Origin of the sequence: Aeromonas sp. ASNIH1 (assembly GCF_002934285.1) — a bacterium.
Lineage (GTDB): Bacteria > Pseudomonadota > Gammaproteobacteria > Enterobacterales > Aeromonadaceae > Aeromonas > Aeromonas caviae.
In genome coordinates, this window is record NZ_CP026228.1 from 893,405 (window position 1) to 919,616 (window position 26,212).

Annotated in this window: 29 protein-coding genes; 7 read left to right on the plus strand and 22 right to left on the minus strand. The window is 58.7% G+C overall.

Going from position 1 to position 26,212, the window contains the following annotated elements; translation table 11 throughout:
* Positions 1-103 precede the first annotated feature (103 nt).
* On the minus strand, positions 104-1,666 hold the full coding sequence (murJ, locus tag C2U37_RS04260; protein ID WP_104451887.1) for a murein biosynthesis integral membrane protein MurJ: 1,563 nt from the start codon (positions 1,664-1,666) through the stop codon (positions 104-106).
* A 191-nt stretch (positions 1,667-1,857) separates the two neighbouring features.
* Between murJ and rpsT the strand changes: the two genes are divergently transcribed.
* A complete protein-coding gene (gene rpsT / locus C2U37_RS04265) occupies positions 1,858-2,121 on the plus strand; it encodes a 30S ribosomal protein S20 (RefSeq protein ID WP_005308808.1) in 264 nt (87 codons plus the stop codon).
* Between the two features lie 48 nt (positions 2,122-2,169).
* Here rpsT and C2U37_RS04270 read toward each other — a convergent pair whose 3' ends face one another.
* From C2U37_RS04270 to rppH, 8 genes are all read right to left on the minus strand, one after another.
* The gene (locus tag C2U37_RS04270) at positions 2,170-2,472 is read right to left on the minus strand and encodes an ArsR/SmtB family transcription factor (RefSeq protein WP_029313781.1); all 303 of its coding nucleotides are present in this window, start codon (positions 2,470-2,472) and stop codon (positions 2,170-2,172) included.
* Positions 2,473-2,520: 48 nt separating this feature from the next.
* On the minus strand, positions 2,521-3,453 hold the full coding sequence (nhaR, locus tag C2U37_RS04275) for a transcriptional activator NhaR (protein ID WP_010673095.1): 933 nt from the start codon (positions 3,451-3,453) through the stop codon (positions 2,521-2,523).
* On the minus strand, positions 3,440-3,820 hold the full coding sequence (locus C2U37_RS04280; protein WP_183149949.1) for a hypothetical protein: 381 nt from the start codon (positions 3,818-3,820) through the stop codon (positions 3,440-3,442). The genes nhaR and C2U37_RS04280 overlap by 14 nt, the downstream gene beginning before the upstream one ends.
* Before the next feature lie 20 nt (positions 3,821-3,840).
* A complete protein-coding gene (nhaA, locus tag C2U37_RS04285; RefSeq protein WP_010673093.1) occupies positions 3,841-5,031 on the minus strand; it encodes a Na+/H+ antiporter NhaA in 1,191 nt (396 codons plus the stop codon).
* A gap of 278 nt (positions 5,032-5,309) precedes the next feature.
* Positions 5,310-6,104, minus strand: coding sequence for a thymidylate synthase (thyA, locus tag C2U37_RS04290; RefSeq protein WP_042014892.1), 795 nt, complete (start codon positions 6,102-6,104; stop codon positions 5,310-5,312).
* A complete protein-coding gene (gene lgt, locus C2U37_RS04295; RefSeq protein ID WP_039039982.1) occupies positions 6,104-6,928 on the minus strand; it encodes a prolipoprotein diacylglyceryl transferase in 825 nt (274 codons plus the stop codon). The genes thyA and lgt overlap by 1 nt, the downstream gene beginning before the upstream one ends.
* Positions 6,929-6,994: 66 nt before the next feature.
* A complete protein-coding gene (gene ptsP, locus C2U37_RS04300; RefSeq protein ID WP_104451888.1) occupies positions 6,995-9,274 on the minus strand; it encodes a phosphoenolpyruvate--protein phosphotransferase in 2,280 nt (759 codons plus the stop codon).
* A gap of 13 nt (positions 9,275-9,287) precedes the next feature.
* On the minus strand, positions 9,288-9,815 hold the full coding sequence (gene rppH / locus C2U37_RS04305) for an RNA pyrophosphohydrolase (RefSeq protein ID WP_041210952.1): 528 nt from the start codon (positions 9,813-9,815) through the stop codon (positions 9,288-9,290).
* A gap of 731 nt (positions 9,816-10,546) precedes the next feature.
* On the opposite strand from rppH, the gene mutH reads away from it, so the two are divergent.
* Positions 10,547-11,221 (plus strand): DNA mismatch repair endonuclease MutH, encoded by a 675-nt coding sequence (mutH, locus tag C2U37_RS04310; RefSeq protein ID WP_104451889.1) that lies wholly within the window; start codon positions 10,547-10,549, stop codon positions 11,219-11,221.
* A gap of 83 nt (positions 11,222-11,304) precedes the next feature.
* Positions 11,305-11,634: an isoamylase early set domain-containing protein gene (locus tag C2U37_RS04315; RefSeq protein WP_103260846.1), complete on the plus strand. Its 330-nt coding sequence runs from the start codon at positions 11,305-11,307 to the stop codon at positions 11,632-11,634.
* A gap of 102 nt (positions 11,635-11,736) precedes the next feature.
* On the opposite strand, the gene rplS is transcribed toward C2U37_RS04315, so the two are convergent.
* The 5 genes from rplS to ffh all read right to left on the minus strand — a co-directional run bounded on the left by rplS (position 11,737) and on the right by ffh (position 15,254).
* The gene (gene rplS / locus C2U37_RS04320) at positions 11,737-12,084 is read right to left on the minus strand and encodes a 50S ribosomal protein L19 (RefSeq protein ID WP_005313505.1); all 348 of its coding nucleotides are present in this window, start codon (positions 12,082-12,084) and stop codon (positions 11,737-11,739) included.
* A 32-nt stretch (positions 12,085-12,116) separates the two neighbouring features.
* Positions 12,117-12,866, minus strand: coding sequence for a tRNA (guanosine(37)-N1)-methyltransferase TrmD (gene trmD, locus C2U37_RS04325; protein ID WP_010673086.1), 750 nt, complete (start codon positions 12,864-12,866; stop codon positions 12,117-12,119).
* Between the two features lie 34 nt (positions 12,867-12,900).
* Positions 12,901-13,422 carry a ribosome maturation factor RimM gene (gene rimM, locus C2U37_RS04330; protein ID WP_005340394.1) on the minus strand — a complete coding sequence of 174 codons (522 nt, stop codon included), beginning with the start codon at positions 13,420-13,422 and terminating at the stop codon, positions 12,901-12,903.
* A 24-nt stretch (positions 13,423-13,446) separates the two neighbouring features.
* Positions 13,447-13,695 (minus strand): 30S ribosomal protein S16, encoded by a 249-nt coding sequence (gene rpsP / locus C2U37_RS04335; RefSeq protein ID WP_010673084.1) that lies wholly within the window; start codon positions 13,693-13,695, stop codon positions 13,447-13,449.
* Between the two features lie 179 nt (positions 13,696-13,874).
* Complete coding sequence (gene ffh / locus C2U37_RS04340) at positions 13,875-15,254, minus strand: signal recognition particle protein (RefSeq protein WP_010673083.1); 1,380 nt, start codon at positions 15,252-15,254, stop codon at positions 13,875-13,877.
* 285 nt (positions 15,255-15,539) lie between these two features.
* Here ffh and C2U37_RS04345 point away from each other — a divergent pair, with 285 nt between their 5' ends.
* Both C2U37_RS04345 and C2U37_RS04350 read left to right on the plus strand, forming a co-directional pair.
* Positions 15,540-16,331, plus strand: a complete 792-nt coding sequence (locus C2U37_RS04345) for a cytochrome C assembly family protein (RefSeq protein WP_104453184.1) — start codon at positions 15,540-15,542, stop codon at positions 16,329-16,331.
* Positions 16,332-16,370: 39 nt separating this feature from the next.
* Positions 16,371-17,651 carry an HlyC/CorC family transporter gene (locus C2U37_RS04350; RefSeq protein WP_010673081.1) on the plus strand — a complete coding sequence of 427 codons (1,281 nt, stop codon included), beginning with the start codon at positions 16,371-16,373 and terminating at the stop codon, positions 17,649-17,651.
* A gap of 30 nt (positions 17,652-17,681) precedes the next feature.
* On the opposite strand, the gene C2U37_RS04355 is transcribed toward C2U37_RS04350, so the two are convergent.
* Complete coding sequence (locus C2U37_RS04355; RefSeq protein WP_039039978.1) at positions 17,682-18,149, minus strand: Rrf2 family transcriptional regulator; 468 nt, start codon at positions 18,147-18,149, stop codon at positions 17,682-17,684.
* A 111-nt stretch (positions 18,150-18,260) separates the two neighbouring features.
* Between C2U37_RS04355 and hmpA the strand changes: the two genes are divergently transcribed.
* Positions 18,261-19,454, plus strand: coding sequence for an NO-inducible flavohemoprotein (hmpA, locus tag C2U37_RS04360; RefSeq protein WP_104451890.1), 1,194 nt, complete (start codon positions 18,261-18,263; stop codon positions 19,452-19,454).
* An 82-nt stretch (positions 19,455-19,536) separates the two neighbouring features.
* Here the strand turns inward: hmpA and C2U37_RS04365 are convergent, their stop codons facing one another.
* The 6 genes from C2U37_RS04365 to C2U37_RS04395 all read right to left on the minus strand — a co-directional run bounded on the left by C2U37_RS04365 (position 19,537) and on the right by C2U37_RS04395 (position 24,522).
* Positions 19,537-20,127: a tetratricopeptide repeat protein gene (locus tag C2U37_RS04365; protein WP_029313773.1), complete on the minus strand. Its 591-nt coding sequence runs from the start codon at positions 20,125-20,127 to the stop codon at positions 19,537-19,539.
* Between the two features lie 395 nt (positions 20,128-20,522).
* Complete coding sequence (mdh, locus tag C2U37_RS04375; protein WP_104451892.1) at positions 20,523-21,458, minus strand: malate dehydrogenase; 936 nt, start codon at positions 21,456-21,458, stop codon at positions 20,523-20,525.
* Between the two features lie 242 nt (positions 21,459-21,700).
* Positions 21,701-22,363: an arginine ABC transporter permease ArtM gene (gene artM, locus C2U37_RS04380; RefSeq protein ID WP_010673075.1), complete on the minus strand. Its 663-nt coding sequence runs from the start codon at positions 22,361-22,363 to the stop codon at positions 21,701-21,703.
* 2 nt (positions 22,364-22,365) lie between these two features.
* A complete protein-coding gene (gene artQ, locus C2U37_RS04385) occupies positions 22,366-23,016 on the minus strand; it encodes an arginine ABC transporter permease ArtQ (RefSeq protein ID WP_010673074.1) in 651 nt (216 codons plus the stop codon).
* Positions 23,017-23,019: 3 nt separating this feature from the next.
* Positions 23,020-23,757, minus strand: a complete 738-nt coding sequence (locus C2U37_RS04390) for an arginine ABC transporter substrate-binding protein (RefSeq protein ID WP_010673073.1) — start codon at positions 23,755-23,757, stop codon at positions 23,020-23,022.
* A 24-nt stretch (positions 23,758-23,781) separates the two neighbouring features.
* Entirely contained in the window at positions 23,782-24,522 is a 741-nt protein-coding gene (locus C2U37_RS04395; RefSeq protein WP_041210949.1) for an ATP-binding cassette domain-containing protein, read from the minus strand.
* Positions 24,523-24,722: 200 nt separating this feature from the next.
* Here C2U37_RS04395 and argR point away from each other — a divergent pair, with 200 nt between their 5' ends.
* Complete coding sequence (argR, locus tag C2U37_RS04400) at positions 24,723-25,193, plus strand: transcriptional regulator ArgR (RefSeq protein WP_005308670.1); 471 nt, start codon at positions 24,723-24,725, stop codon at positions 25,191-25,193.
* A 79-nt stretch (positions 25,194-25,272) separates the two neighbouring features.
* On the opposite strand, the gene C2U37_RS04405 is transcribed toward argR, so the two are convergent.
* Complete coding sequence (locus C2U37_RS04405; RefSeq protein WP_104451893.1) at positions 25,273-26,178, minus strand: Dyp-type peroxidase; 906 nt, start codon at positions 26,176-26,178, stop codon at positions 25,273-25,275.
* Positions 26,179-26,212: the final 34 nt, after the last annotated feature.

Genomic DNA, 26,212 nt, shown 5'->3' on the forward strand with positions numbered 1-26,212 from the left:
GGACTCGGCCAGGAGCATCGCACCTCATTGGCGGGTCAACCCGACAGCCCCTGAGACCGCTCCCATCTCCCTTGTGCTGTCCCCCGGCCCTGCCGCTGGTTCGTTATTGCTGATCGGCTCTCAGGTGCCGTGGCCGGATCCCCAATGCCAAGAGGACAATGCCATACAGCGCTCCGCCCAGGCAGAGCAGCAGGGTCAACTCCAGGCTGGCCTTGCCCATGCTCCAGGCCCCCCATTGGGCGAGATCCGGTGACAGATAGGCCAGAAGCCCCCCCATCAAGACCGTTGCCGCCAAGAGCTTGAGGCAGAACAGCCCGGTGTTGCGGGAAGGGCGATAAACATCCTGCTGATAGAGCCCCTTGAACAGCAGTGCGGCGTTCAGGGTGCCGGAACAGGCGGTGGCGAGAGCCAGCCCCACGTAGCCGAGCGGATAGATGAAGATGAGGTTGCACACCATGTTGGCTACCATGGCCATGATGCCGATACGCACCGGCGTCCTGGTATCCTGGCGGGCGTAATAACCGGGGGCCAGCACCTTGATGAGCATCAAGGAGAGCAGCCCCGTAGTGGAGGCCAGCAGGCTGGCACTGGACATGCTCACCTCGTGCAGACCGAACTCACCGCGCATGAAAAGTACCCGCAGTATGGGCTCGCGCAGTACGGCGATGCCGACCATGGCTGGCAAGCCGAGCAGCATCACCATGCGCACCCCCCAATCCATGGTGCGAGAGAAATCAGCCGGATCCGCATCCACGTGTTTTCTGGCCAGGGCAGGCAGGATCACCGTGCTGATGGCCACCGCAAAGAGGCCGAGGGGAAACTCCAGCAACCTGTCAGAGTAGTAGAGATAGCTGATGGCACCGGTGGCCAGAAACGAGGCCAGCATGGTGTTGATCAGCAGGTTGATCTGGCTGACCGACACGCCGAACAGGGCCGGGATCATCAGGGTACGGATCTTCACGACCCCGGGATGGTGCCAACCCCACTTGGGCCAGACCAGCATGTTGAGCTGGCGCAGAAAAGGGTACTGGAACAAAAACTGGACCAGACCGCCGAGGAAGACACCGATCGCCAGGGAGATCTCGGGGCGCTCCATCAAGGGCGCTATCCACCAGGCCGCCGCAATCATGGTGATGTTGAGGAACACCGGCGTGAAGGAGGACACGGCAAAACGGCCAAAGGTATTGAGAATGGCCCCCGCCATGGCGGTGAAGGTGATGAACCAGAGATAGGGGAAGGTGATCTTGAGCATCAGACTGGCCAACTCGAACTTCTCCGCCGCCGGTCCGCCGTGCAGCCAGTCCCAGAACCAGCCCCAGCCAAAGAGGGCCGTCAGGACACCGGAACCCAGCACCCCGAGCAAGGTGACCACGGTGACGATGCCACCCAGGGTGCCCGCCACCGCCGCCAGCAACTCGCGAACCGCCTGCTCGTCACCGTTTTTCTTGTACTCCGTCATCACGGGCACGAAGGCCTGGTTGAATGCCCCTTCGGCAAAAAGACGGCGCAAGAAGTTGGGAATGCGATTGGCGAAGAAGAAGACGTCTGCGGCCACCCCGGCACCGAGCAAATTGGCGATGACCACATCGCGCACCAAGCCCATCACACGGGATGCCAGCGTCATTCCGGACACTATCATGCCGGATTTGATCAATTTCTTACTCAAGACGAGGCCTCTGGAACTGTCGGAAAGAAAAGAATGCTGTTAGAATCGGCCGACAGTTTAACCGTCTCCCATCTGACACACCACCGGGGGGCGGTGTTTATTTGCACAAATCATTTGACAATATGTGGTTGGGAAGGCATATTTCCGGGCCTTTTCAATACACTCGCTAAGACAGTTTTAGGAGTTTTACCTTGGCTAACATCAAATCTGCTAAGAAGCGTGCTCTTCAGTCAGAGAAACGTCGTCAGCACAACGCCAGCCGTCGTTCCATGACCCGTACCTACCTGAAGAAAGTGATCGCTGCCATCGCCTCTGGTGACAAGGCTGCTGCCACTGCCGCTTTCGCTGTTGCTCAGCCGATCATGGATCGTATGGCGACCAAAGGCCTGATCCACAAGAACAAAGCTGCTCGTCACAAGAGCCGCCTGTCTGCCCAGATCAAAGCCATGGCTTAATCAGCATCCGCTGATGAAAGCTGAAAAAACCGGCCTAGTGCCGGTTTTTTATTTGGGGTCGCTACAGTACAGTCTGTGCAACAGTCCGATCATCTCACGCACTTCATGGCTGCGCAGGGAATAATAGACCGTCTGGGCTTCCTTCCTCGTCGCCACCAGCTCATCCCGGCGCAACACCGCCAGATGCTGCGACATGGCTGACTGGCTCAATCCCAATACCTCGTTCAGCTCGCCGACCGACAGCTCCCTATCCAGCAACTGGCACAAGATAAACAGCCGCCGTTCATTGGCCAATGCCTTGAGCAGGGTGACGGCACGCCCGGCATTCGCTTCCATCTCTTCCAATTGCATCTCACCCTCCTCTTCCAAGACTGGCATCATAGCGCCGTCACCGTCGATTTAAAACGAGAGGCTTGCCGGCTGAATGGCCGTGAAATCCTCCTGCCCCGCAAAGAGGAAGGAGAAATCACTCTCGCATACTCGCTTGACCGCAGGATGTTGGATCATCCGCTCGGCAAAGATGACGTAATACTCCTCCATCAGATCCTGGGTTTCACCTAGCAGCATCACCTCCTCCCCCTCCAGGATCTCTTCCCGATAGATGGTCGGAGCCATGAAGATGCCCTGGTTGAAGAAGCCGAACGCCTTCATCAGCGCCGCATCATCGAATTCTCCCAGAATACTGGGGGAAATCCCCTGCTGCTCGAACCACTGGGTCAGTTGACGACCCATGGCGGTACGGCGGCCCGGGATGAGCAGCTTGCGCTCTTCCAGGCAAGCAGGGAAAGGCTGGGAGGGCAGAGGCGCCTTGCAGAAGAAACTGACGCCGCATCCCCCCAGGCGCTTGGACAGCAACCCGGCATGCTGGCTGGAGTCCACCGGGCAGTCAGAGAGGATCATGTCGAGCTTGTGCTCGCTCAACTGCTCCAGGAGCAGTTCATGGGTCGACTCGAAGCAGCGCAGGTGAATGGAACCGTCATTGGGGATCACGGAGAGCAGTACCCGGCTGGCGAGACGCTTGGAGAGTGCATCGGCGATGCCCACGTCGAACAGGATCTGGCTCTCCTTGCGGTAGTTGACGATATCCAGCATCTCGTAGGAGAGGCTGAACATCTTGTCCGCATAGCGAAATACCAGTTGGCCAAGCTCGGTGGCCTCAAGGGAGCGCCCCTTTCTGATCAGCAACTTGCCGCCAAGACGCTGCTCAAGCAGTTTGATCTGACCGGTCACGGTCTGTGGGGTCAAAAAGAGGGCTTCCGCCGCCTGCGTGACGGAGCCCTTCTTCTGAGTCATCCAAAAATAGTAGAGATGGTTGTAGTTAAGGTGTGACATCCGATGGGGTTCCCGCGCCAGGCGGGCTCCGGTAGCAGCTGAGTTCAACCGCCAGAATGTCATACATGTCGCTGATCGAGTCAACCTTGTTCGCGTCGAACTGTGCCTGCAGATGGGCCTTGAGACGACCGGCATCCGGCATTCGCTCGGTACAATAGCGCTTGTTGGACAGCTTGACTCGCTCGCCGGCACGACTGCTCAGTGCCCGTTCGGCGAAGGTCTCTCCGAACCGGGCTTTTACCTGTGAGTCCCCCAGCATGAGTGCGCTGTCGACCACCCCGTTGAGATAGGCAGAACAACTTGCCGAGGTGGCATCCCGCTGACAATCAACCAGGCTATTCGCCCAGATTGCAGGGCTAGCCAGCATGACTAACCATCCTAGTTTTCTCATAACCCCTCCGTACTTTGATTCGCCTCCCGATTGGGCAGCGATATCCGCAGGGCGATGTAACCGATCACAGCCGCGAGTGTGGAACCTGCCAGGATCCCGAGGCGCGAGTAGCTGCCGTAGTCCAGTCCGCCATGCTCGAATGCCAGCGATGCGATAAACATCGACATGGTAAAGCCGATGCCACACAGAATGCTGACGGCAAAGATCTGTCTGAAGTTCACTCCTTGCGGCAGTTGGGCAATGCCTGATTTCACTGCCAGCCAGCTGATGGTGAAAATCCCGAGCGGCTTGCCGACGAAGAGCCCCAGTATGATCCCCATGGGGAGCGGATTGAGCAGAGCCGAGAAGTAGATCCCCTCCAGCGATACCCCGGCGTTGGCGAAAGCGAACAGTGGCAGGATCAGGAAGGCGCTCCAGGGGTGCAGCACATGCTCCAGATGCTTGAGTGGCGATGCGTAACGCTTGCCGTTGAGGGGGATCATGAAGCCCACGATGACCCCCGCCAGGGTCGCATGGACACCGGACTTGAGCACGGCAACCCAGAGCACCAGGCCGACCAGCATATAGAGTCCAATCCTGTCCTCACCACGACGATTCATCCAGAGCAAGGCCAGGGTGGCCACCACACCTATCGCCAGCGCAGTCAGCGACAGTTGCTGGGTGTAGAAGAGGGCAATGATGATGATGACCCCCAGATCGTCCATGATAGCCAGCGCCAGCAAGAAGACCTTGAGGCTGGTCGGTACCCGCTTGCCCAGCAGCGCCATGACCCCGAGAGCGAAGGCGATGTCGGTGGCGGCCGGAATTGCCCAGCCAGCACGGGTAGCCTCGTCTCCGTAGTTGAAGAAGCTATAGATGAGGGCCGGTGCCAACATACCCCCCACGGCAGCAATGGCCGGGAAGGTTGCCTGCACCCGGGAGGAAAGAGCTCCCTCCAGCATCTCTCGCTTCACCTCGAGACCCACCAGCAGGAAGAAGATCGCCATGAAGCCATCATTGATCCAGAGCAGCAGCGGCTTGTTGATGTCGAGGGCCGCGATGCGAACCTGCACCTCGGTATTGAGGAAGCTCTGATAGTGTTGCGCCAGCGCCGAATTGGCCAGGCCGATGGCAAGCAGGGCGGCCAGGATCAGAATGATCCCGGAAGCGGACTCCAGTTTGAGAAAACGCTTGAATACATCGCTCATATCTAACTACCCATAAAATTGCATCTTTTCAGTCTAGGGCTCGAGTAGCTCAATGAAAAATCGTTTCTTACGGCTGATAACAACGAAAAAACCGAAAGCAAAACGAATAATGCCTGCTATAAGCAGGTTATCTCCCCCTTTTCAGGAGCCGCCTCCCAGCCCGAAAATTGCATATTAATTCACAAAAATGCAAAAAGGCGCCAGCAGGCGCCTCTAATAGCTGAGTGTAGATTCATCGTCACCTGAGAGACGGGGCTCGCCCCGTACTCATAACCTACTCAAATGGCGACAGGCGCCTTGATCCCAGGATGGGGATCATAGCCCTGGATCTCGAAATCCTCGAATCTGTAATCGAAGATGGAGTCAGGTTTGCGCTTGATCACCAGTTGCGGCAAAGGGCGCGGCTCGCGGGTGAGTTGCAGTGCCGTCTGCTCCATGTGGTTGGAGTAGAGGTGCACGTCGCCGCCGGTCCAGACAAAGTCCCCCACTTCCAGATCGCACTGCTGCGCCATCATGTGGGTCAGCAGCGCATAGCTGGCAATGTTGAACGGCAGGCCAAGGAAGACATCACAACTGCGCTGGTAGAGCTGGCAGGAGAGCTTGCCATCCGCCACATAGAACTGGAAGAAGGCGTGGCAGGGTGCCAACGCCATTTTGTCCAGCTCGCCCACGTTCCAGGCGGAGACGATGATGCGGCGGGAATCCGGGTTGTGCTGGATGTCATCCACCGCCTTCTGGATCTGGTCGATGACAGACCCATCGGCCGCCGGCCAGGAGCGCCACTGGGCACCATAGACAGGCCCCAGATCACCGTGCTCGTCGGCCCACTCGTCCCAGATGCTGACACCGTGCTCTTTCAGATAGGCGGTGTTGGTATCGCCGTTGAGGAACCAGAGCAGCTCGTGAATGATGGAGCGCAGGTGGCACTTCTTGGTGGTCACCAGCGGGAATCCTTCCGCCAGATTGAAGCGCATCTGATGACCGAACAGGGAGACGGTCCCGGTCCCGGTACGATCGGATTTGACGGTCCCTTCATCCAGAATTTTCTGCATCAGGTCGAGATAGGCACGCATTATTTCGCCTCCTTGGGTGCATTGCCGAACAGACGGGGCTGCTTGTAGGCGGCCCAGACCATGAGCGCACCCGCCACTATCATCGGGGTAGAGAGGATCTGGCCCATGCTGATCTCGTTGAAGTAGAGACCCAGCTGGCTGTCAGGCTGACGAACAAACTCCACCAGGAAGCGGAACAGACCGTAGAAGAGCAGGAACATGCCGGAGATGGCGCCACGGGGCGGGTGCTTGCGCCAGAACAGGTTCAGGATGATGAAGAGCACCACCCCTTCCAGCGCGAACTGATAGAGCTGGGACGGGTGACGCGGCTCGGGGCCAGCCTCGGGGAAGATGATGGCCCAGGGGACATCGGTCACCCGACCCCACAACTCGCCGTTCATGAAGTTGCCGATGCGGCCAACACCGAGGCCAAACGGAATCAGCGGCGCCACGAAATCCGCCACGGTGAAGAAGTGGCGTTGGGTTTTGTGGGCAAACCAGATCATGGCGGTGATCACCCCGATGAGGCCGCCGTGGAACGACATGCCACCGGTCCATATCTTGAACAGATAGGTCGGGTCGGCGAGGAAGAGATCGAAGTTGTAGAACAGCACATAGCCGATACGGCCACCCAGGATCACCCCGAGAAAGCCATAAAACAGCAGGTCGGATACCTCGTTGCGGGTCCAGCCGCTATTGGGTGCATCGGCGCGGCGACCTGCCAGCCACATGGCGAAGGCAAAACCGAACAGGTACATGAGACCATACCAGCGTACCGATAATGGTCCCAAACTGAATGCTACGGGATCAATCTGCGAGAAAACCCAATATCCGTCGTGCTGCATAGGCGGCCCCAATCATAAGAAAAGCCGCATTCTCCGATCATTCTTACGCAGTAACAAGGTGGAATATCAATCGGGCAGCCTGACCTTGTGCCCAGCCCGCAGCAAGCCTCCCAGACCGTGCTCTTCCAGATAGCGGGCAAACAGGCCGCGCAGCACGTGAGGATTGTCATGCTTGAGACCATCCGCCATCAGCGCCTTCAACTCGCCAAGGTCGGATTGCCGCAGCACGTATTTGATACGGGAGATGTTGTGGGTATTCATGCTGAAACGACGATAGCCCATGGCCAGCAGCAGCAGCACTCCGACCGGATCGCCAGCCAGCTCGCCACAAACAGAGACCGGCTTGTGATAGCGCCGGGAGGCATCGACCAACAGTTGCAAAGCGCGGATCACCGCGGGATGGAAGGCATCGTAGATGCTGGCGACACGGGCATTGTTGCGATCCACCGCCAGCAGGTACTGGGTCAGGTCGTTGCTGCCCACCGACCAGAAGTCGATGAGCGGCGCCATCTCCGGCAGGATGTACAGCGCGGAGGGGACTTCGATCATCACCCCGAGACTGGGGTAGCGGATCACCGCATCGCGGCTGGCCGCTTCTTCCGACACCTCGCGCCACGCCTGATCCAGCAGACGACGGGAGGCCTTGATTTCACTGACGCTGCTGATCATCGGCAGCATGATGGCCAGATTGTCCAGCCCTTCGCTGGCCCGCAACATGGCCTTGAGCTGAACCAGGAAGAGTTCGGGGTGATCCAGGGTGAGCCGGATCCCCCGCCAACCAAGGAAGGGATTTTCCTCCACGATGGGGAAATAGGGCAGTTGCTTGTCCCCCCCCACGTCCAGAGTCCGCATGCAAACCGGGCGATCCCGATAGGTTTCCAGGATCCCGCGATAGCGGGCAGTCTGCTCCCACTCCGAAGGGAAGCAGTCCTGCAGCATGAAGGGGATCTCGGTGCGATAGAGCCCGACCCCGTCCGCCAGATGATTGAGGGAGATCTCGGTATCCGCACTCAGCCCTGCGTTGAGCAGCAGAGAGACCTTGGTGCCGTCGGCAGTCTCGGAGGGCTGGCTGTCGACGCTACGCACTAGGGTGTCGAGTGCCCGCTCCTCACTCAGCAGTTGCCGGTACTCGGTCAGGATCACCTGGTTGGGTTCGATGAAGAGATCGCCGCTGTAGCCATCGATGACCAGAGTGCGACCGCCGATGTCACCGAGGGGCAGATCCACCCCCATGATGGCCGCCACCCCCATGGCACGGGCCAGGATGGCGGCATGGGAGTTGGTCCCGCCCTTGAGCGACACCACACCGCTCAGAAATTCCCTCGGGATCTCCGCAAGGATGGTGGCCGTCACTTCATCGGCGACCAGCACCACGGGTTCGCCGATGGTAAGCTGCTCGGGTTCGTCCTGCACCAGCCGGCTGATGAGCCGCTGGGCGATGTCTTTCACATCGGTGGAGCGCTCCCGCAGATAGGGATCCTTCATCCCCTTGAACTGCTCTATCAGCCGATCGCTGATGAGTTTGACCGCCGAGATCGCCGTCCAGTGTTCCTTGCTGACCTTGTTGCGGATGGGCTTGATGTAGCCGGGATCGTTAAGCAGGTGCAGATAGATGTCGAAGATGGCGACCGAGTCCTGGCTGTAGCTCTCGCGAAAGCGCAGTGCCAGGCTCTCCAGATCATGGCGCACTTCCTCTACCGCCAGCTCGAGACGGGCAAGCTGCTTGGCATGATCTTCATCCTTGCGCGGCGTGATGGTATTGAGCGCCTTGCGCGGACGCCACACCCAGGCCTTGGCGATGGCGATGCCACTCGCCCCGGCAATACCGCGCAGCGGCTTGCTCCAGTCGGTCTTCTGCAGCCACCCCTTGGCCTGGGCCTGGGCGATGCGGGCAGCCAGCTGAGCCGCCAGGGTGACCATGAAGGACTCCTCCCCCTCATCGAAGAGGCGGCTCTCCTTCTGCTGCACGACCAGAATCCCCACCACCTGACGCTGATGCATGATGGGAGCGCCGAGGAAGGAGCGAAACGCCTCTTCCGCCACATCGGGCAGGAACTTGAAACTGGGGTGAGAGGGGGCATCGGCCAGGTTGATCAGCTCTTCACGCTGACCCACCAGGCCGACGATACCCTGCTCGAACGGCAGGGTGGCCTTGCCCACGGCCGATTCGGCCAGACCATCGGTCGCAGCCAGTCGATAGCGGCGCATGTCGGGCTCGGCCACATAGACGGAGCAGCAGTCCACCGTCATGGCGAGCCGGGTCTGGCTCACCAATGCTTGCAAGGCCTGTTCGAGGGTGTTGGCCTCGGCCATGCTTTCCACGATGCGTCTGAGTTCCGTCAGCAACTAGTTGTGCTCCTTAACGCGAGCGGTTGCGCCGCCCATCTTTTCGGTTAGCCTGCACCACGGGGACTGGCATGGCCAGCGGGGCAAACTCCTTCATCACCCGGCGGTAAACCTCCCGCTTGAAGGAGACGACCTGACGAACCGGGTACCAGAAGCTGACCCAACGCCAATCATCAAATTCCGGGTGACCATGACAGCCAAACTGGATCCTGGCCTCTTTGCCAGGATCGAGCTGCAACAAAAACCATTTCTGCTTCTGGCCAATACAGACCGGTGAACTGTCCCAGCGGACGAGTCGTTTGGGTAAGCGATACTTCAGCCAGTTGCGACTGGTCGCCAGTATGGTCACATCGTCCTGCTTGAGGCCTATCTCCTCATACAGCTCACGATACATGGCCTGTTCCGGCGATTCACCATCATCAACCCCCCCCTGCGGAAACTGCCAGGAGTGCTGCCCATAGCGCTTAGCCCACAATACTTGTCCGTCACGGTTACAGATCACGATGCCGACATTGGGACGAAATCCGTCACCATCTATCACGTGATCACCTTATAAAGGCTGAATCTATAACGAGATTGTTCCACATTCACCCCGTGGCGGCAAACAGGGACTGTCATCTTCCATTCATGAATAACTTGGCATTTCAAGCAAAGTTATAAACAAATTGAAGGTTCATGCTAGGCAAGTTGCCCACCCAGACTGTGCATAAACCTGTGATCAAGCAGGTATATACAGTAGTTTTATACTGTGGCATTGCACGGAAGCATATCATACCCGATTCACTTAAAAACAAAATATACATTTAAATACATAAGGTTATAGTTTAATTGCTGGATCAAGATCCATGTCTTTTGCCTAAGAGGATCCAGCCTGTCAATTGTGAACAAGTTCGACTGCTCAAAGATCCACCAAGACGGATTTATCCACAGATATGGCGCATTATCTGCACCGAAATGGCGCTGAAAATCGGCGTACTCTCACATTTATTTCTGGTGCCACGCTTCCTTTCACCACTTTACGCCAGTTATCCAAGATTTCTGTGGATAACTGTGTGCAACAGCTCGCACAAACCCTTGGACAACTCGTTTATGCGGGGAACCGGCGGGCCAACATACTGGATAAATAAAGTAAAACCCTTTAAAATCATTTAGATATGTTGAATTCTGTCACCCATATCTCCCTGTGTATAGTCGGGCGAGGATCGGTTATAAAATCAGCGATACCATGCAAGGATCCGTATTGCGATGTCTATTATCTCCAGAGGAGCCCTCATGCCTGCCAATCCCCAGTCAGAACAAGAGCTGCTCAGTCGAGCCTACGCCATGGCTGGCTTCACTCTGGCCCAGCTTGCCGCAACGGCGGGCATCCCCGTACCGCGGGATCTCAGACGTGACAAGGGCTGGACAGGGCAGTTGATCGAGTGGCAGCTGGGGGCCAGTGCAGGTAGCCGTCCCGAGCAGGATTTTCCGGATCTCGGTATCGAGCTCAAGACGATCCCCGTCGATCCTCAAGGGCGCCCGCTGGAAACCACCTTTGTCTGCGTGGCCCCCCTCATCGGGGTCAGCGGCCAGCGCTGGGAGGAGTCGAACGTGCGCAACAAGCTGTCGCGGGTGCTCTGGATCCCGGTGGAAGGCAGCCGCGACATCCCTGTCGGCGACCGTCGCGTCGGCATGCCGCTGCTATGGAGCCCGAATGAAGAGGAAGAAGGACTGCTGCGCCAGGACTGGGAAGAGCTGATGGACATGATAGTGCTGGGGGAAGTGGAGCAGATCAGCGCCCGCCACGGCCTGGTATTGCAGCTGCGCCCCAAGGCGGCCAACAGCAAGGCGCTGACCCGCGCCATCGGCCGCAATGGCCAACCCATCATGACGCTACCACGGGGCTTCTACCTCAAGATCGAGTTCACCCATCAGCTCCTGAAGCGCCATTTTGCCCTCCCCCTTTGATCCTGTTTATCAACATCCTTGTCATAAAGTGATATAAAAATAACCAGCACTACTTTCTTCGCAGCCAGTGACAAGGAGTCCATATGCCGATCAACAAGCAATTCCTCAAATCCCGTCCCGAGGTCAAGGTGACCTTTGCCGTCGAAAAGGAGGCCGCCGGTGATGCCGAGCAGGTCTTGCTGCTGGGTGAATTCAGCCAGTGGCAGCCCATTGAACTGAAGAGGATGAAAAACGGGGAGTTCAAGGCGACACTCAACCTGCCGACCGATGGCCCCAGCCATTTCGAGTATTGCTATCAGCTAGTGCAACCCGATGGTGAAACCCTTTATGACAACGACTGGGAGGCGGACGACTACGTGCCTGGCCCCTTCGGGCGTGACAACTCTGTGGTGCGGGTCAGCCAGCCCAGTTGAGCCAATACCCCGCACACGGATACAAAAAAGGCTCGCCATTGGCGAGCCTTTTCACTACCTGTCGAGCTTTTCGCCGACATACCGACACCAATTCGAATCGAATTAGTTGAGCTTCTCTTTGATACGAGCAGCTTTGCCGGACAGGTTGCGCAGGTAGTACAGTTTGGCGCGGCGAACATCACCACGACGCTTCAGTTCTACACTGTGGATCAGCGGAGAGTGAGTCTGGAATACACGCTCAACACCTTCGCCGTTGGAGATCTTGCGAACGGTGAAAGCAGAGTGCAGACCGCGGTTACGCTTGGCAATCACGATGCCTTCGAAAGCCTGCAGACGCTCTTTACCACCTTCTTTAACACGAACTTGAACACGTACGGTGTCGCCCTGGGCAAAAGCCGGGATGTCGGTACGCAGTTGCTCTTGTTCAAGCTGCTGAATAATCTTGCTCATTGTCTTTCCTTACCTAGGATAAACTGAAAACTCTACTTAACGCTGTCACGCACTTCGCGGACATACTCGGCAAGAAGTGATTCTTGCTCGTCAGTCAGAGCTAGGTTGTTAATAAGTTCCGGCCTTCTCTGCCAGGTTCGTCCGAGCGATTGCTTGAGTCGCCAGCGCCGAATCACTTCGTGATTGCCGCTTGTCAGCGCCTCGGGCACCGTCAGCCCATCCAACACCTCCGGCCGAGTATAGTGGGGATGATCCAGCAGCCCATCCGTGAAGGAGTCCTGCTCGGCACTGGCCTGATCACCCAAGACCCCCGGGACCAGACGCGAAACCGCATCGATCAGGGTCATGGCAGGCAACTCGCCGCCACTTAACACGTAATCTCCGATAGACCACTCTTCGTCGACTTCGGTTTGTATCACGCGCTCATCGATACCTTCGTATCGACCGGCGACCAGAATCAGTTTCTGATTCGTCGCCAACTCGGTCACGCCCGCTTGAGTCAGCTTGCGTCCCTGAGGAGAGAGATAGATGACTTTCGCCCCGTCTCCCGCCGCTTGCTTGGCTGCATGAATGGCATCACGCAGCGGCTGAACCATCATCAACATGCCGGGCCCACCACCATAAGGACGATCATCGACCGTACGGTGTTTGTCGTGGGTGAAGTCCCGAGGGTTCCAGCACTCAATCTGCAGCAGGCCACTCTTGACGGCCCGACCCGTTACCCCGTGCTCGGTAATGGCTCGGAACATTTCCGGGAAGAGGCTAATGACCCCAATCCACATAAGAAACCTCCGGCACCCGTGTTAGCGCGGGAAACTAGAAACCAGGATCCCAATCAACTTCGATTGTTCGAGCAGTCAGATCAATATTCTTGATCACCTGCTCTTCCAGGAACGGTATCAACCGCTCCTTTGCACCAAAGGCATCTTTTACATTGGCCTCAACCACCAACACATCGTTGGAGCCGGTTTCCATCAATTCGGTCACCTTGCCCAGGTCGTATCCCTTGGTGGTTACCACGGAGCAACCAATGAGGTCACGCCAGTAGAACTCCCCTTCGGGCAACGCAGGCAACAGATCGGCGGGGACGCCAATCTCGACGTTGGTCAATGCCAGGGCATCCTCACGCACATCGATACCATCGAGTTTGCAGATCAGACCCTTGTTGTGACGCTTCCAGGATGACACCCGGATTTCACGCCACGCCCCGTTCTGATTGATCAGCCAGGGGTTGTAATCGAAAATCGCTTCGGCAACATCGGTGAAGGAGTTCACTTTAAGCCAGCCCTTGATCCCGTAAACGGTCCCCAGGGTGCCCAGAACTACAGGTTTTTCCACCTTAACTCCCTACCGTTTGGCTGATTAAGCAGCTTTGGCAGCGTCTTTGATCAGCTTGGCAACGCGGTCAGAAACAGCGGCACCAGTAGCAACCCAATGCTCGATACGAGCCAGGTCCAGGTTCAGCTTTTCAGCGTTACCAGCAGCAACCGGGTTGAAGAAACCGACGCGCTCGATGAAACGACCGTCACGGGCGTTACGGCTGTCAGCAACTACTACCTGGTAGAACGGACGCTTTTTCGCGCCACCACGTTGTAAACGAATGGTTACCATATCGTCCTCATAAACATCTAATGAACAAGGCCTGCAAATACGCAGACCCTAGCTTAAAATAAGCCGCGTAATTCTACTTGGATTCGTAATAATTGCAACCAAGCCAGCTATTTTTTGCGCAGGGATTGGCATGAAAAAGGCTCACAAGGGTGAGCCTTTCTGCCTGACCAGCAGGAAAATCAGAACGGACCGCGACCGCCACCACCGAATCCGGGGGGCAGCATGTTCTTCATCTGGCCCATCATCTTGCGCATGCCGCCCTTGCCGGACATCTTCTTCATCATGCGCTGCATCTCGGTGAACTGCTTGAGCAGCTTGTTCACATCCTGGACCTGCATGCCGGAGCCCGCAGCGATGCGGCGCTTGCGGGAGCCCTTGATGAGATCGGGATGGGCACGCTCTTTCGGCGTCATGGAGCTGATGATGGCCTCCATCCGCACGGTGAGCTTGTCATCCATCTGATCCTTGATGTTGTCCGGCAGGCCGGACATGCCGGGCAGCTTGTCGAGCATCCCCATCATGCCACCCATGTTGCGCATCTGGGCCAGCTGCTCACGGAAGTCTTCCAGGTCGAAGCCCTTGCCGCTCTTGACCTTGCTGGCCAGCTTGGCCGCCTTCTCTTTATCGACGTTGCGCTCCACCTCTTCGATGAGAGAGAGCACATCCCCCATGCCGAGGATGCGGGAGGCGAGACGATCCGGATGGAACGGCTCCAGCGCGTCGGTCTTCTCACCCATACCGATGAACTTGACCGGCTTGCCGGTGATATGGCGAACCGACAGTGCGGCACCACCGCGGGCATCACCGTCTGCCTTGGTAAGGATCACACCGGTGAGCGGCAGCGCTTCGTTGAAGGCCTTGGCGGTATTGGCAGCATCCTGGCCTGTCATGGCATCCACCACGAACAGGGTTTCGACCGGCTTGATGGTGGCGTGCAGATCCTGGATCTCCGCCATCATTTCGCCATCGACGTGCAGACGACCGGCAGTATCGACGATCACCACGTCATAGAACTTCTTGCGCGCCTGATCGATGGCGGCAGTGGCAATGGCGATCGGTTTCTGGCTGGCATCACTCGGGAAGAAGTCGACACCGATGTCGCCCGCAAGGGTCTCAAGCTGCTTGATCGCCGCCGGACGGTAGACGTCCGCACTGACCACCAGCACCTTTTTCTTGCTGCGCTCCTTGAGCAGTTTGGCCAGTTTGCCGACCGTAGTGGTCTTACCGGCCCCCTGAAGACCTGCCATCAGGATGATGGCCGGCGGCTGGGCAGCCAGGTTGAGCTGTTCGTTGGCCTCCCCCATTACGGTGACCAGTTCGCCATGGACTATCTTGATGAAGGCCTGGCCCGGGCTCAGGGATTTGGCCACTTCCTGGCCCACGGCTCGTTCCTTGACGCGCGCCACGAAATCGCGCACCACCGGCAGGGCGACGTCCGCCTCGAGCAACGCCATGCGGACTTCGCGCAGGGTATCCTTGATGTTCTCTTCGGTCAGGCGGCCGCGGCCGCTGACATTGCGCAGGGTGCGCGAGAGTCGTTCAGTCAAATTCTCAAACATGACGCTTTCCGGTTCTTGGCGTGACACTGGGGGCATTATACCCCGGTCAGCACTCTAGGGACGATTACTCGCCGCTTGCCGCGGCGGCCTGCCATCGAACGGGCAGGTCAACAAATGGAGGGCAGTATACCCCAGTCAACGCCGGAGGACGATTATTCGCCGCAGGGTGACCATCAACGCCTACTTATATGTGGGCAGTTAGCCTCTGGCACAACTGGCGAGCATATCTTGTGCAAGGTATACTGCCCCTCTTATCCATAAAGCTTGTTTGACAACGACCTGGTTATGATCGTGATCTCTGTTCTGGCCCTGGCGTTTTACCTGCTGGCCATCATCGCCTCGCTGCACCTGCTGCTCAGCGCCAAGCCCGTCGGGCAAGTATCGCTGTTCGCCTGTGTCGGCCTGGCCCTGACCGCCCATGGCATGGCGGTGGGCAGCGAAGTGCTGGCCACCCATTCCGGCCAGAATCTCAGCATGTTGAACGTGGCGTCCCTGGTCAGCCTTATCATCAGTTGCTTTATGACCTGCGTCACCCGACGCTTCAACGGCTGGATCCTGCTGCCCGTCGTCTACAGTTTTTCAGCCCTGCTGCTGGCAGCCAGCGCGCTCATTCCCGGGCGCTACATCACCCATCTGGAAGCGCACCCCCAGTTGCTGCTGCACATAGGCCTCGCGCTGATGGCCTATTCGGTACTGATGATCGCCTGCTTGTTTGCCCTCCAGCTTGCCTGCCTGGACAGGCAACTAAAATCCAGAAAGATCAGCCACCTGCCAGCCATGCCACCCCTGATGACGGTGGAGAAGCGCCTGTTTCAGCTCATTTCCGCAGGTCTGCTGCTGCTGACCCTCTCCATCGCATCCGGCCTGTTCTTCCTGGAAGACATGTTTGCCCAGGGCAAGTCCCACAAGGCCATCCTCTCTATCCTGGCCTGGTGCGTCTACGCTCTGCTGCTCTGGGGTCACCATACCCGTGGCTGGCGCGGCCGCAAGGTCATCATGCTGAGCCTCATCGGCAGCCTCATCCTGACACTGGCCTATTTTGGCAGCCGTTTCGTCAAGGAAGTGCTGCTTAGCTGACACACGAACATTCCCCAACCATCCTTACAGGAGCCCTTCTTGGACAGTATCTCAACGAGTACATTGCTGATTGTTCTCGTTATCTTGATCCTTTTGTCAGCCTTCTTCTCCAGTTCCGAAACCGGTTTGATGTCGCTCAACCGCTACAAGCTGCGGCATCTGGCCCAGACCAAACACAAGGCTGCCCGCCGGGTCGAGAAGCTGCTGGCCAGGCCGGACCGCCTGCTTGGCCTCATTCTCATCGGCAACAATCTGGTCAACATCCTGGCCTCCGCCATCGCGACCATCGTCTGCATCCGGCTGTTCGGGGATCTCGGCGTCGCCATTGCCACCTTCGGGCTGACCCTGGTGGTACTGGTATTCGGGGAAGTCACCCCCAAGACACTGGCGGCCATGTTCCCCGAGCGGATAGCCTACCCTGCCTCCTGGATCCTCAAGGGGCTGATGGTGCCGTTCGCCCCCCTTGTCTGGCTCATCAACAGCATCACGAACCTGCTGCTGAAACTCTTGCGTCTCGAGCACAACAAGGATGACTCCCTCAATTCCGAAGAGCTGCGCACCATCGTCAATGAGGCGGGCAATCTCATTCCCAAGCACCACCAGGAGATGCTGATAAGCATTCTGGATCTCGACAAGATGACGGTGGAGAACATCATGGTCCCGCGCAGCGAGATCTCCGCCATCGACATCAATGACGACTGGAAGATCATACTGCGCCAGCTGGCCCACTGCGCCCACACCAAGATCCTGCTCTATCGCGACAACATCGATGACGTCGTCGGCTTCCTGCACTCACGGGACGCCCTGAGACTGGTCGCCCGGGATCAGTTCAGCAAGTCCAGCCTGCTGCGGGAAGTCGACCCCATCTATTTCATCCCCCAGGGGACCCCCCTCAACGTGCAGTTGGCCAAGTTCCAGCGCAACAAGGAGCGAATTGGCCTTATCGTCGACGAATATGGCGATATTCAGGGGCTGATCACCCTGGACGACATCCTGGAAGAGATTGTCGGTGACTTCACCACCTCCATGACACCGACCCCGAGTGACGAGATCCATCCCCAGCCGGACGGCTCCTTCCTGGTCGAAGGCTCCGCCAGCATCCGCGAGCTGAACAAGGAGATGGACTGGCACCTGCCCATGGACGGCCCACGGACCCTCAATGGCGCCATCCTGGAGTACCTTGAGGAGATCCCCCAACCCAACATCAGTGTCAGGCTGGCGGGCTACCCTATCGAGATTCTCGAAGTGGAGAACAACATGGTGAAGATGGCGAGGATCATGCCGCACCTGTACCGGGACGATTCAGGGTACGAGGATTGAAAAAAGGCTGCCAATGGCAGCCTTTTTGTTTCACTCGCTCTCGTCATCCGGCTCCAGCACCAGAGTGGGGATGAGCTCACCGAACACCTGCTGCAACTCGTCACGGTTTGCCAGCAAATCCTGCAGCGTATAACCATCCATCACCGCGAGGAAGGCGTTCATCGCCTCCTTCAAGGCACTCTTGAGCAGACAGACGGAGACGATATGGCAGACCGGGGAGCTGCAGTCGATCCCGTCCAGATTGCCTTCCAACGCCCGGATCACTTGTCCGATATTGATCTCGTCGGGGGAGCGCGCCATGCGGATGCCACCATTCTTGCCGCGTTGTGACTGCAGATAGCCCAGTTTTACCAACTGGTTCACCACCTTCACCATGTGGTTGCGGGATACGTCGTACAAGGCGGATACCTTGGCCACGCTCGACAGTTCCCCCTCCGGCAGGGTGGCCAGATAGAGCAAGGCTCTCAATCCAAAATCGGTATAGCTCGTTAGTCTCATAGTGCCTGTAGCGCCTAGCGCGAAGAATTGATGATTGATCCAGATCAATTAAACATTTAGGATGCAACTTAATAAGTGACATTCCAGATGTTCAATTAGAAAGGACCTCCTATGTTAGACCAAGCCACCATCGCCGTCATCAAGAGCACCATTCCTTTGCTCGAATCGGCGGGCCCTGACCTCACACGGCACTTTTATCAGCGCATGTTCAGCCACAATCCCGAGTTGAAGGATCTCTTCAACCTGGCTCACCAGCGTAGCGGGGGACAGCCCTTGGCACTGTTCAGTGCGGTGGCGGCCTATGCCAGGAACATTGACAATCTGGGGGCCCTGGCCGGAGCCGTTGAACGCATCGCCCACAAACACACGGGTTTCCTGATCCAGCCGGAACAATATCACATTGTGGGTAGTCATCTCTTGGCCACGCTCAAAGAAATGGGTGGCAACGCTGTCACGGAGGAGGTACTTACCGCCTGGGGCAAGGCGTACGGTGTGCTGGCCGACATCTTTATCGGCCGGGAGAGCGAGCTCTATCGGGAGAAGGCAAGCCAGGACGGTGGTTGGCAGGGAACCCGCCCTTTCATCATCAAGGAGAAGCGTCAGGAGAGTGAACTCATCACCTCTTTCGTCCTGGCCCCCCTCGATGGCAACCCCGTGTTGCGTTTCAAACCGGGGCAATATCTCAGTATCAAGCTGGTTCATCCCGCCCTCGAGCATCAGGAGATCCGCCAGTACTCCCTCTCGGACGCCCCCAATGGCCGCGACTACCGCATCAGCGTCAAGCGCGAACCCAGGGGTCAGGCCTCCAACCTGTTGCATGATCATCTTCACATCGGTGACACGGTCGACATCATGCCGCCGGCCGGCGACTTCTTCCTGCAAGAGGTGACAGACACGCCCGTGGTGCTGATCTCCGCCGGGGTCGGCCTCACCCCCATGCTGAGCATGCTCAACCACTTGCTGGCCGAGGGCCCGGATATGGATATTCGCTGGCTTCACGCCTGCGAACACGGCGCCCACCACGCGTTCAGGGACGAGATCCGGGCAAAGAGCAGGCAACACGGGAAACTGGAGAGCCGGATCTGGTATCGGGAGCCGAGGGAGCAGGATGTCAAAGGAGAGGATTACGACTTCAGCGGCACTCTGGCGCTGGAGCAGGTCACCGACCTCATTCCGGCCAACGCCCACTACTATTTCTGCGGCCCTGTCCCGTTCATGAAAGCAGTCAAAGCTCAGCTGGAGAATGTGGGCGTGCCTGCCGAGCGGATGCACTACGAGGTCTTCGGCCCCCATCAGGGCCTCTGATCCCTCCCCTGACCGGGAAAATGCACAAGGCCCACAAGCACAGCTTCGTGGGCCTTGTAATATCAAAGCGGGCTACCAGAACTCAGTGCATCGCCTTGGCACGGGCGATGGCATTGGCGGGCATCCGGTTGCCGAGCCGGCTGAGCAGGCTCGCCGCCTTCTGGTGCATGGCCTTGTCGCCGATGACGGCGCCGTGCAGCCAGTGATACGCCTCCTCGTAATCCAGGGGACTCCCCATGCCCTGCAGCAACATCTCCACCCACTCCATCTGTGCCCGCAAGAAGCCCAGGCTCGCGGCTTCCCGCATCAGGGTCTCGGCCCTCACCAGATCCTTCTGAACCAGGATCCCCTTCCAGTAATAGCGGCCAAGCTGTTCCAGCGCCGGCGCCAGCCCCTGGTTGGCGGCCTCCCACATGTACTGCACTCCGATCTGGGCGTCCGGCTTGGTGCAAACCCCCCAGGCCAGCATGTCTCCCCAGAGGAACTGATAGGCAGGGATCTTCATCACCGAGGCCCGCGCCTCGATATCCTGGGTGAGCTGGCACCTGTCCTGCTTCACCCGGGCCAGATGGCGCCCCTGCTCTATCCAGTTGAGCAGTTCGTCCTGGCGATAGAGCGGCACGGCCTGCAACTCTCCCGCAGCAGCGGATGCCTGTGTCGTCGCCCTGGGCAGCGGCGCAGCTGCCGGTGCGGACGGTACAGGTGCGGATGCGGATGGCGCCTGGGCTGGCGCAGCTGACACAGGGAGGGATGACGTGGCGACAGAAGAGGCTGGCGTCAGGGCTGGCTGGGCCGATGACGAGGCCGGTGACAAGGGTGCAAACGCCGCGGATGGCGGCGCGGCAGCAACCGCCACCGCCTGGGTGGGCGCGGCGGCCGAGGTGGGCTCCGCCCCCTGCAAGGGGAAGCTGCACACACCGATAATGGCGATGAGGGTTCTTGGTTTTATCATAGGGATCTCCTGCTGCCTTCTGTTATCGGCAGCCAGGGCCATCTCCTTAGCCGCCACACCCAATACCGAAAATAACAAAGGGGAGCCTGGGCTCCCCTTGCGGTCGACGTAGCAACTTACTTGACGAAGTCGACGCCCAGCTGGATGTCGGCCTTCAGGGTGGCCAGCATGCTGTCCATCGCTTCCTGCTCGAAGGCGCTCAGCTTGCCGTAGTCCAGCACGGTTTCGACACCGTTCTTGCCGAGCAGCACCGGCTGCGCGAAGAAGGTGGCGTGCTCTCCGTTGCCTTCCACATAGGCACACTCGATGACGTTGGCTTCCCCTTGCAGACCCTTGATGAGCGACAGACCGAAACGGCAGGCTGCCTGACCCATGGAGAGAGTGGCGGAACCGCCACCGGCCTTGGCTTCCACCACTTCGGTACCGGCATTCTGAATGCGCTTGGTCATGGCAGCCACTTCCTCAGCGGTGAAGCTGGCGCCTTCAACCTGGGAGAGCAGCGGCAGAATGGTCACGCCACTGTGACCGCCGATCACGTTGACACGTACCTTGTCAACGTTCAGGCCCTTGGCTTCGGCCACGAAGGTCTCGCCGCGGATCACATCCAGGGTGGTCACGCCGAACAGGCGACGCTTGTCATAGACACCGGCTTTCTTCAGCACTTCGGCGGCGATGGCGACCGTGGTGTTGACCGGGTTGGTGATGATGCCGAACAGTGCTTTCGGGCAGGAAGCGGCACACTTTTCCACCAGGTTCTTGACGATACCGGCGTTGATGTTGAACAGGTCGGAACGGTCCATGCCGGGCTTGCGCGCTACGCCGGCAGAGATCAGCACGACATCGGCGCCGACCAGAGCCGGGCTCGGATCTTCACCGCAGAAACCTTTTACTTTCACGTCAGTCGGGATGTGGCTCAGGTCCGCCGCCACGCCCGGAGTGACCGGGGCAATGTCATACAGGCTCAGTTCGGAACCGGCAGGCAGGCGGTTTTTCAACAGCAGAGCGAGGGCTTGGCCGATGCCACCGGCGGCACCCAGAACGGCAACTTTCATGATCAACTCCATGTCTAAGCGTAGGTTTAAGGTTGTTTCTAGTTGGGTTAACGCTGATTCTTATTGTGCGCCTCACCTTAAAGGATCCCCTCCTAAAAAACAATCTGATAACAGTTGTAATCACGGGTTCTGTGAGCCAGGGAACAAGCGGCGATGAAAGCGGAGAGGAATATGCGATAAATGGGAGGAAAGACACAGATTTCCTGTGCTCCCCTCACCATTAAGAGGTAAATGTGACTGCTTCAGGACTGGAAAGCCAGTGCCCGACGCTCACACCAGCGGAAACCAATTGTTAACAATCCATTCATGGTCAGATAGAGCGCTCCGGCCACGGTGAACACCGCCAGGGTGTCATAGGTCTGGGCATTGAGACGCTGGGCCAGCCCCATGATGTCCATGATGGTGATGGTACTGGCGAGCGAACTCCCCTTGAGCACCAGGATCACCTCGTTGGAATAGGCGGGGACCAGCCGACGGGCGGCATGGCGGGTCTTCATCCACAGGGTCTGTCCGGCCGAGAAGCCGAGCGCACGGCAGGCCTCCACTTCACCGGCGGGGATGGCGTCGAGCGCCCCTTTGAACAGCCGGGTGGAGTAGGCTGCGGTATTGAAACCGAGCGCCAGCACGGCGCAGAACCAGGGTTGCTTGAGCAGCGGCCAGAGCGGCCCCGCCTTGAGCCATTCAAACTGGCCAGGCCCGTAGTAGATGAGGAAGATCTGGATGAGCAGCGGCGTACCGGTAAAGACCAGTACCCAGAGCTGCACCAGCTGGGTCGCCACCGGAATGCGACGCTCCAGCACCCAGGTCATGCCGGCCGCCATCAGCACGCCCAGCAACAAGCTGAACGCGGTGAGCTGCAGGGTGATCGCCAGCCCTCCCAGCAGGGTCATCAGGTAATCCTGCATGGTCAGCCTCCGTAACGGCGGGTATAGCGGGACGCCTGCTTCAAACCGAATTCACTCACCAGACTAATAGCCAGATAGATGAGGGCGGCAGCGGCGTACCAGGTGAAGGGTTGATAGGTGCTGGCCGAAGCCATCTGTGCCTGACGCATCATCTCGTTCACCCCGATGAGGGAGACCAGAGCGGTGTCTTTCAGTAGCACCAGCCACTGGTTGCCGAGCCCGGGCAGGGCGTGACGCCAGGCCTGGGGCAGCACGATGCGAAAGAAGGTGTGCCCCTTGCCCAGGCCGAGCGCCTGCGCCGCCAGCCGCTGCCCAGGGGGCACCGCATTGAGGGCGGCACGCAGGGTCTGGGTGGCGTAGCTCGCAAACAGCAGGGAGAGCGCCAGCACACCGCAGGCGAACGGGCTGAACTCCACATACTCCCCGGTGATGAGGAACAGCACCTGGGTCGAGCCGAAGTAGATGAAGAGCACCACCAGCAACTCGGGCAGACCACGGATCAAGGTGGTCAGGGTGGCCACGGGCCACACCAGCCAACGCTGCTTGCTCAACTCAGCCGCACTGAATGCCAGTGCCAGCACCATGCCACCGACCAGGGATGCCAGGGCCAGCCCGAGGGTCATCCAGGCTGCATCCAACAACAGGCTCAACATGGCTTACTGCGCGAAGTACTTGTCATAGATCTTCTGATAGGTGCCGTTGGCCTTGATCTCGGCCAGCCCCTTGTTCAGCTGGGTCAGCAGTTCCTGGTTGCCCTTGGCCACCGCGATGCCAAAACCGGTACCGAAGTACTTGGCGTCGGTCACCGGGGTACCGACCACGGCGTATTCCTTGTGCTGCTTGAGCCAGTCGGCGGCCACCGCCGTATCGGCAAACACGCCGTCAGTACGGCCATTCATCATGTCCAGGAAGGCGCTCTGGTAGCTGGCGTAGGGCACGGTCAGCAGACCCTTGCTCACCCAGTTGTCCACCAGATAGGACTGGTGAGAAGTGCCGTTCTGCACGCCGACTGTCTTGTCCACCAGATCGTCCGGCCCCTTGAAGGTCTCTTTCTTGGCGACGAACACCGCGGAGTTCTCGTAATAGATGTCGGAGAAGTCGACCTGGGCGGCCCGCTCCGGCGTCACGTCCATGGCGGCGATGACGGCATCATAGCGACGGAACTTGAGGCTGGGGATCAGGCTGTCGAAGGCCTGGTTGTGGAAGCTGCACTCCAGCTTGGCCTGCTCGCAGACAGCGCGGGCCAGATCGATGTCAAAGCCCTGGAACTCGTTCTTGTCATCCAGGTATTCGAACGGCGCATAGGTTGCCTCGGTGGCGAACTTGATCTCTTTGGCCAGCACAGAAGTGCTCAGCAGACCCATGGCGGCGATCAGCAACAGACTCTTTTTCATGACAGCTTCCTTATCGACTCAATATCAATGCATCAAGAATTCGGCAAACCGGCTGGTTTGCGGGGACTGGAAGATGGCGGCGGTGCCGGATTCGATGATCCGCCCCTTCTCCAGATAGATCACCTGACTGGCCACCTTGCGGGCGAACTCCACCTCGTGGGTCACCACCACCTGGGTGATGCCGGTCTGGCTCAGGGTGCGGATGATCTCCGCCACCTCTTTGGTAATTTCGGGATCCAGGGCAGCCGTCGGTTCGTCAAACAGCAGCACCTGGGGATCCATCATCAGGGTCCGGGCAATGGCGACCCGCTGCTGCTGGCCACCGGAAAGCCGTGCGGGCCAGGCGTCCCGTTTGTCGGCCAGTTGCAGCTGGGCCAGCAAATAGGCCCCTTTCTCGATGGCCGCGTCGCGGCTCATGCCGAGCACCTTGACGGGCGCTTCAATCAGATTCTCCATCACGGTGAGGTGCGGCCACAGATTGTACTGCTGGAACACCATGCCCACCTTGCGGCGCAGCGCCTGTGCCTGACGGTTGAATTCGGCAGTAGAGAGGCTGGACGGGAAAGAAAATTCACAGTCTGCGATGCGCAACACACCGGCATCCGGCGTGTCCAGCAAGTTCATCATGCGCAGCAGAGAGCTCTTGCCTGCCCCGCTCGGGCCCAGCAATACCAAGGTCTCGCCGGGAGCAGTCCGAAAGCTCACCTGCTGCAGTACCGGCACCTTGTGCCAGGATTTTTCGATGCCGATTAATTCGATACCCATACAGCCCAATTGAATAAGTTTTCAAAATTTCGTCCTGATTCTAGCGCCAGCATAAGTTGATGCAAGCTATATTTGAATCAATATGCAGAACAAGCGCCGCTTCCTTGCCAAAACAGGCATATGAATGCAAAATAGCAGCGCTGTTCGTATCTGCCGCCTGAGCGTGACAGGCGGTCACTCCCCTCATTCGTGAGTCCAAGATGAAACATAACGACAAGCAAGAAAAACTGGCCAAGGCCTTTAAAGCCTTGCTGAAAGAGGAGCGTTTCGGCTCCCAGGCAGAGATAGTGACTGCCCTGCAAGAGATGGGCTTCGAGAACATCAACCAATCCAAGGTCTCGCGCATGCTGAGCCGCTTCGGCGCCGTTCGCACCCGCAATGCCAAGATGGAGATGGTCTACTGTCTGCCGGTGGAGCTGGGCGTGCCCACCACCTCCAGCCCCCTCAAGAACCTGGTGCTGGATGTCGACCACAACGGCGCTCTGGTGGTGATCCACACCAGCCCCGGCGCAGCCCAGCTGATCGCCCGCCTGCTTGACTCCCTCGGCAAGGCCGAAGGGATCCTCGGCACCATCGCCGGTGATGACACCATCTTCATCACCCCGACCAGCGATACCGACATCGAGGAGCTCTACCTCTCCGCCCTCGAGCTGTTCGAGCAGACGCCCTGATCCGGTCGCCTTGGGCAATCCGCACAAAAATCCCGGCCTTGGCCGGGATTTTTTGTTTTGAGCGGTCGGCAGGCCGGGCTTATTTGCCCTCGGCCACCAGAAAATCGACGGAAGGGGCGAAGAAGGCCGCGCCGGTCACCGCCCGGGTGAAGCGCAGCAGGTGGTCGAAGTGGCTGCCTTCCCCTTTGTACATGCTGGCCAGCATGGCGTTGAAGTGCAGCGGCGTGCGGCAGCAGGAGATGAAGTAGAGCCCCTGCTCGCTCATGGTGCCCCAGGGCATGCTCTGGCGCAGGATCTCCATGGACTCCCCCTTCGGGGTCTTGAGGTTGACCCGCTTGATGTGGGAAGTGAGCGGCTTGTCGGCGAACTCGTATTCGATGTTGTCGACTTTGGTGCGGCCTATGATGTCTTCCTGCTCCTTCAGGGCCAGCTTCTCCCAGTCGCTCATGGCGTGGACCCAGCGCTGCACGTGGATGTAGGAGCCACCGGCGAACTCGCCGCCGTCCAGCAACGCCACCACGGCGCGGTGCTCATCCTGCGGGTTCTCGGTGCCGTCGACGAAACCGGTCAGATCCCGGCAATCCTGGTTGCGAAAACCGCGGACTTCCTCGGCCAATTCAACAAGCCCGGCCAGCAGGGCCATGACGCGATGACCGGCATGATGCAGCACGTCCACCCGATCAGCACGCAACTGCACGAACAGATCGAACGGGGTATTGGGGGCCTCCTGACCGTTGGCGGATTGCGCCATGAAACCGCGGAACTGGGGCGGCCGGGCGGCAGGATAGAGATCATCCCAGGCGTCGGCCCCGACGGCGACCAGACCGCTGAAGGCCGCATCGGGGAAGTCGGCGCTCACCGCCTCCCAGAGTGCTGGCAGGCTGGCCAGGCGGGAGGTCAGGGCAGCGGCGTCACCGGTGCGATTGAACATCAGATAGAGGGCGTGCAGATTCGGCTCTGCGCAGATCCCGGCTTGGGCTTTCATGTCTCTCTCCAAGTGCGTTGGCTATGGGCGTGGC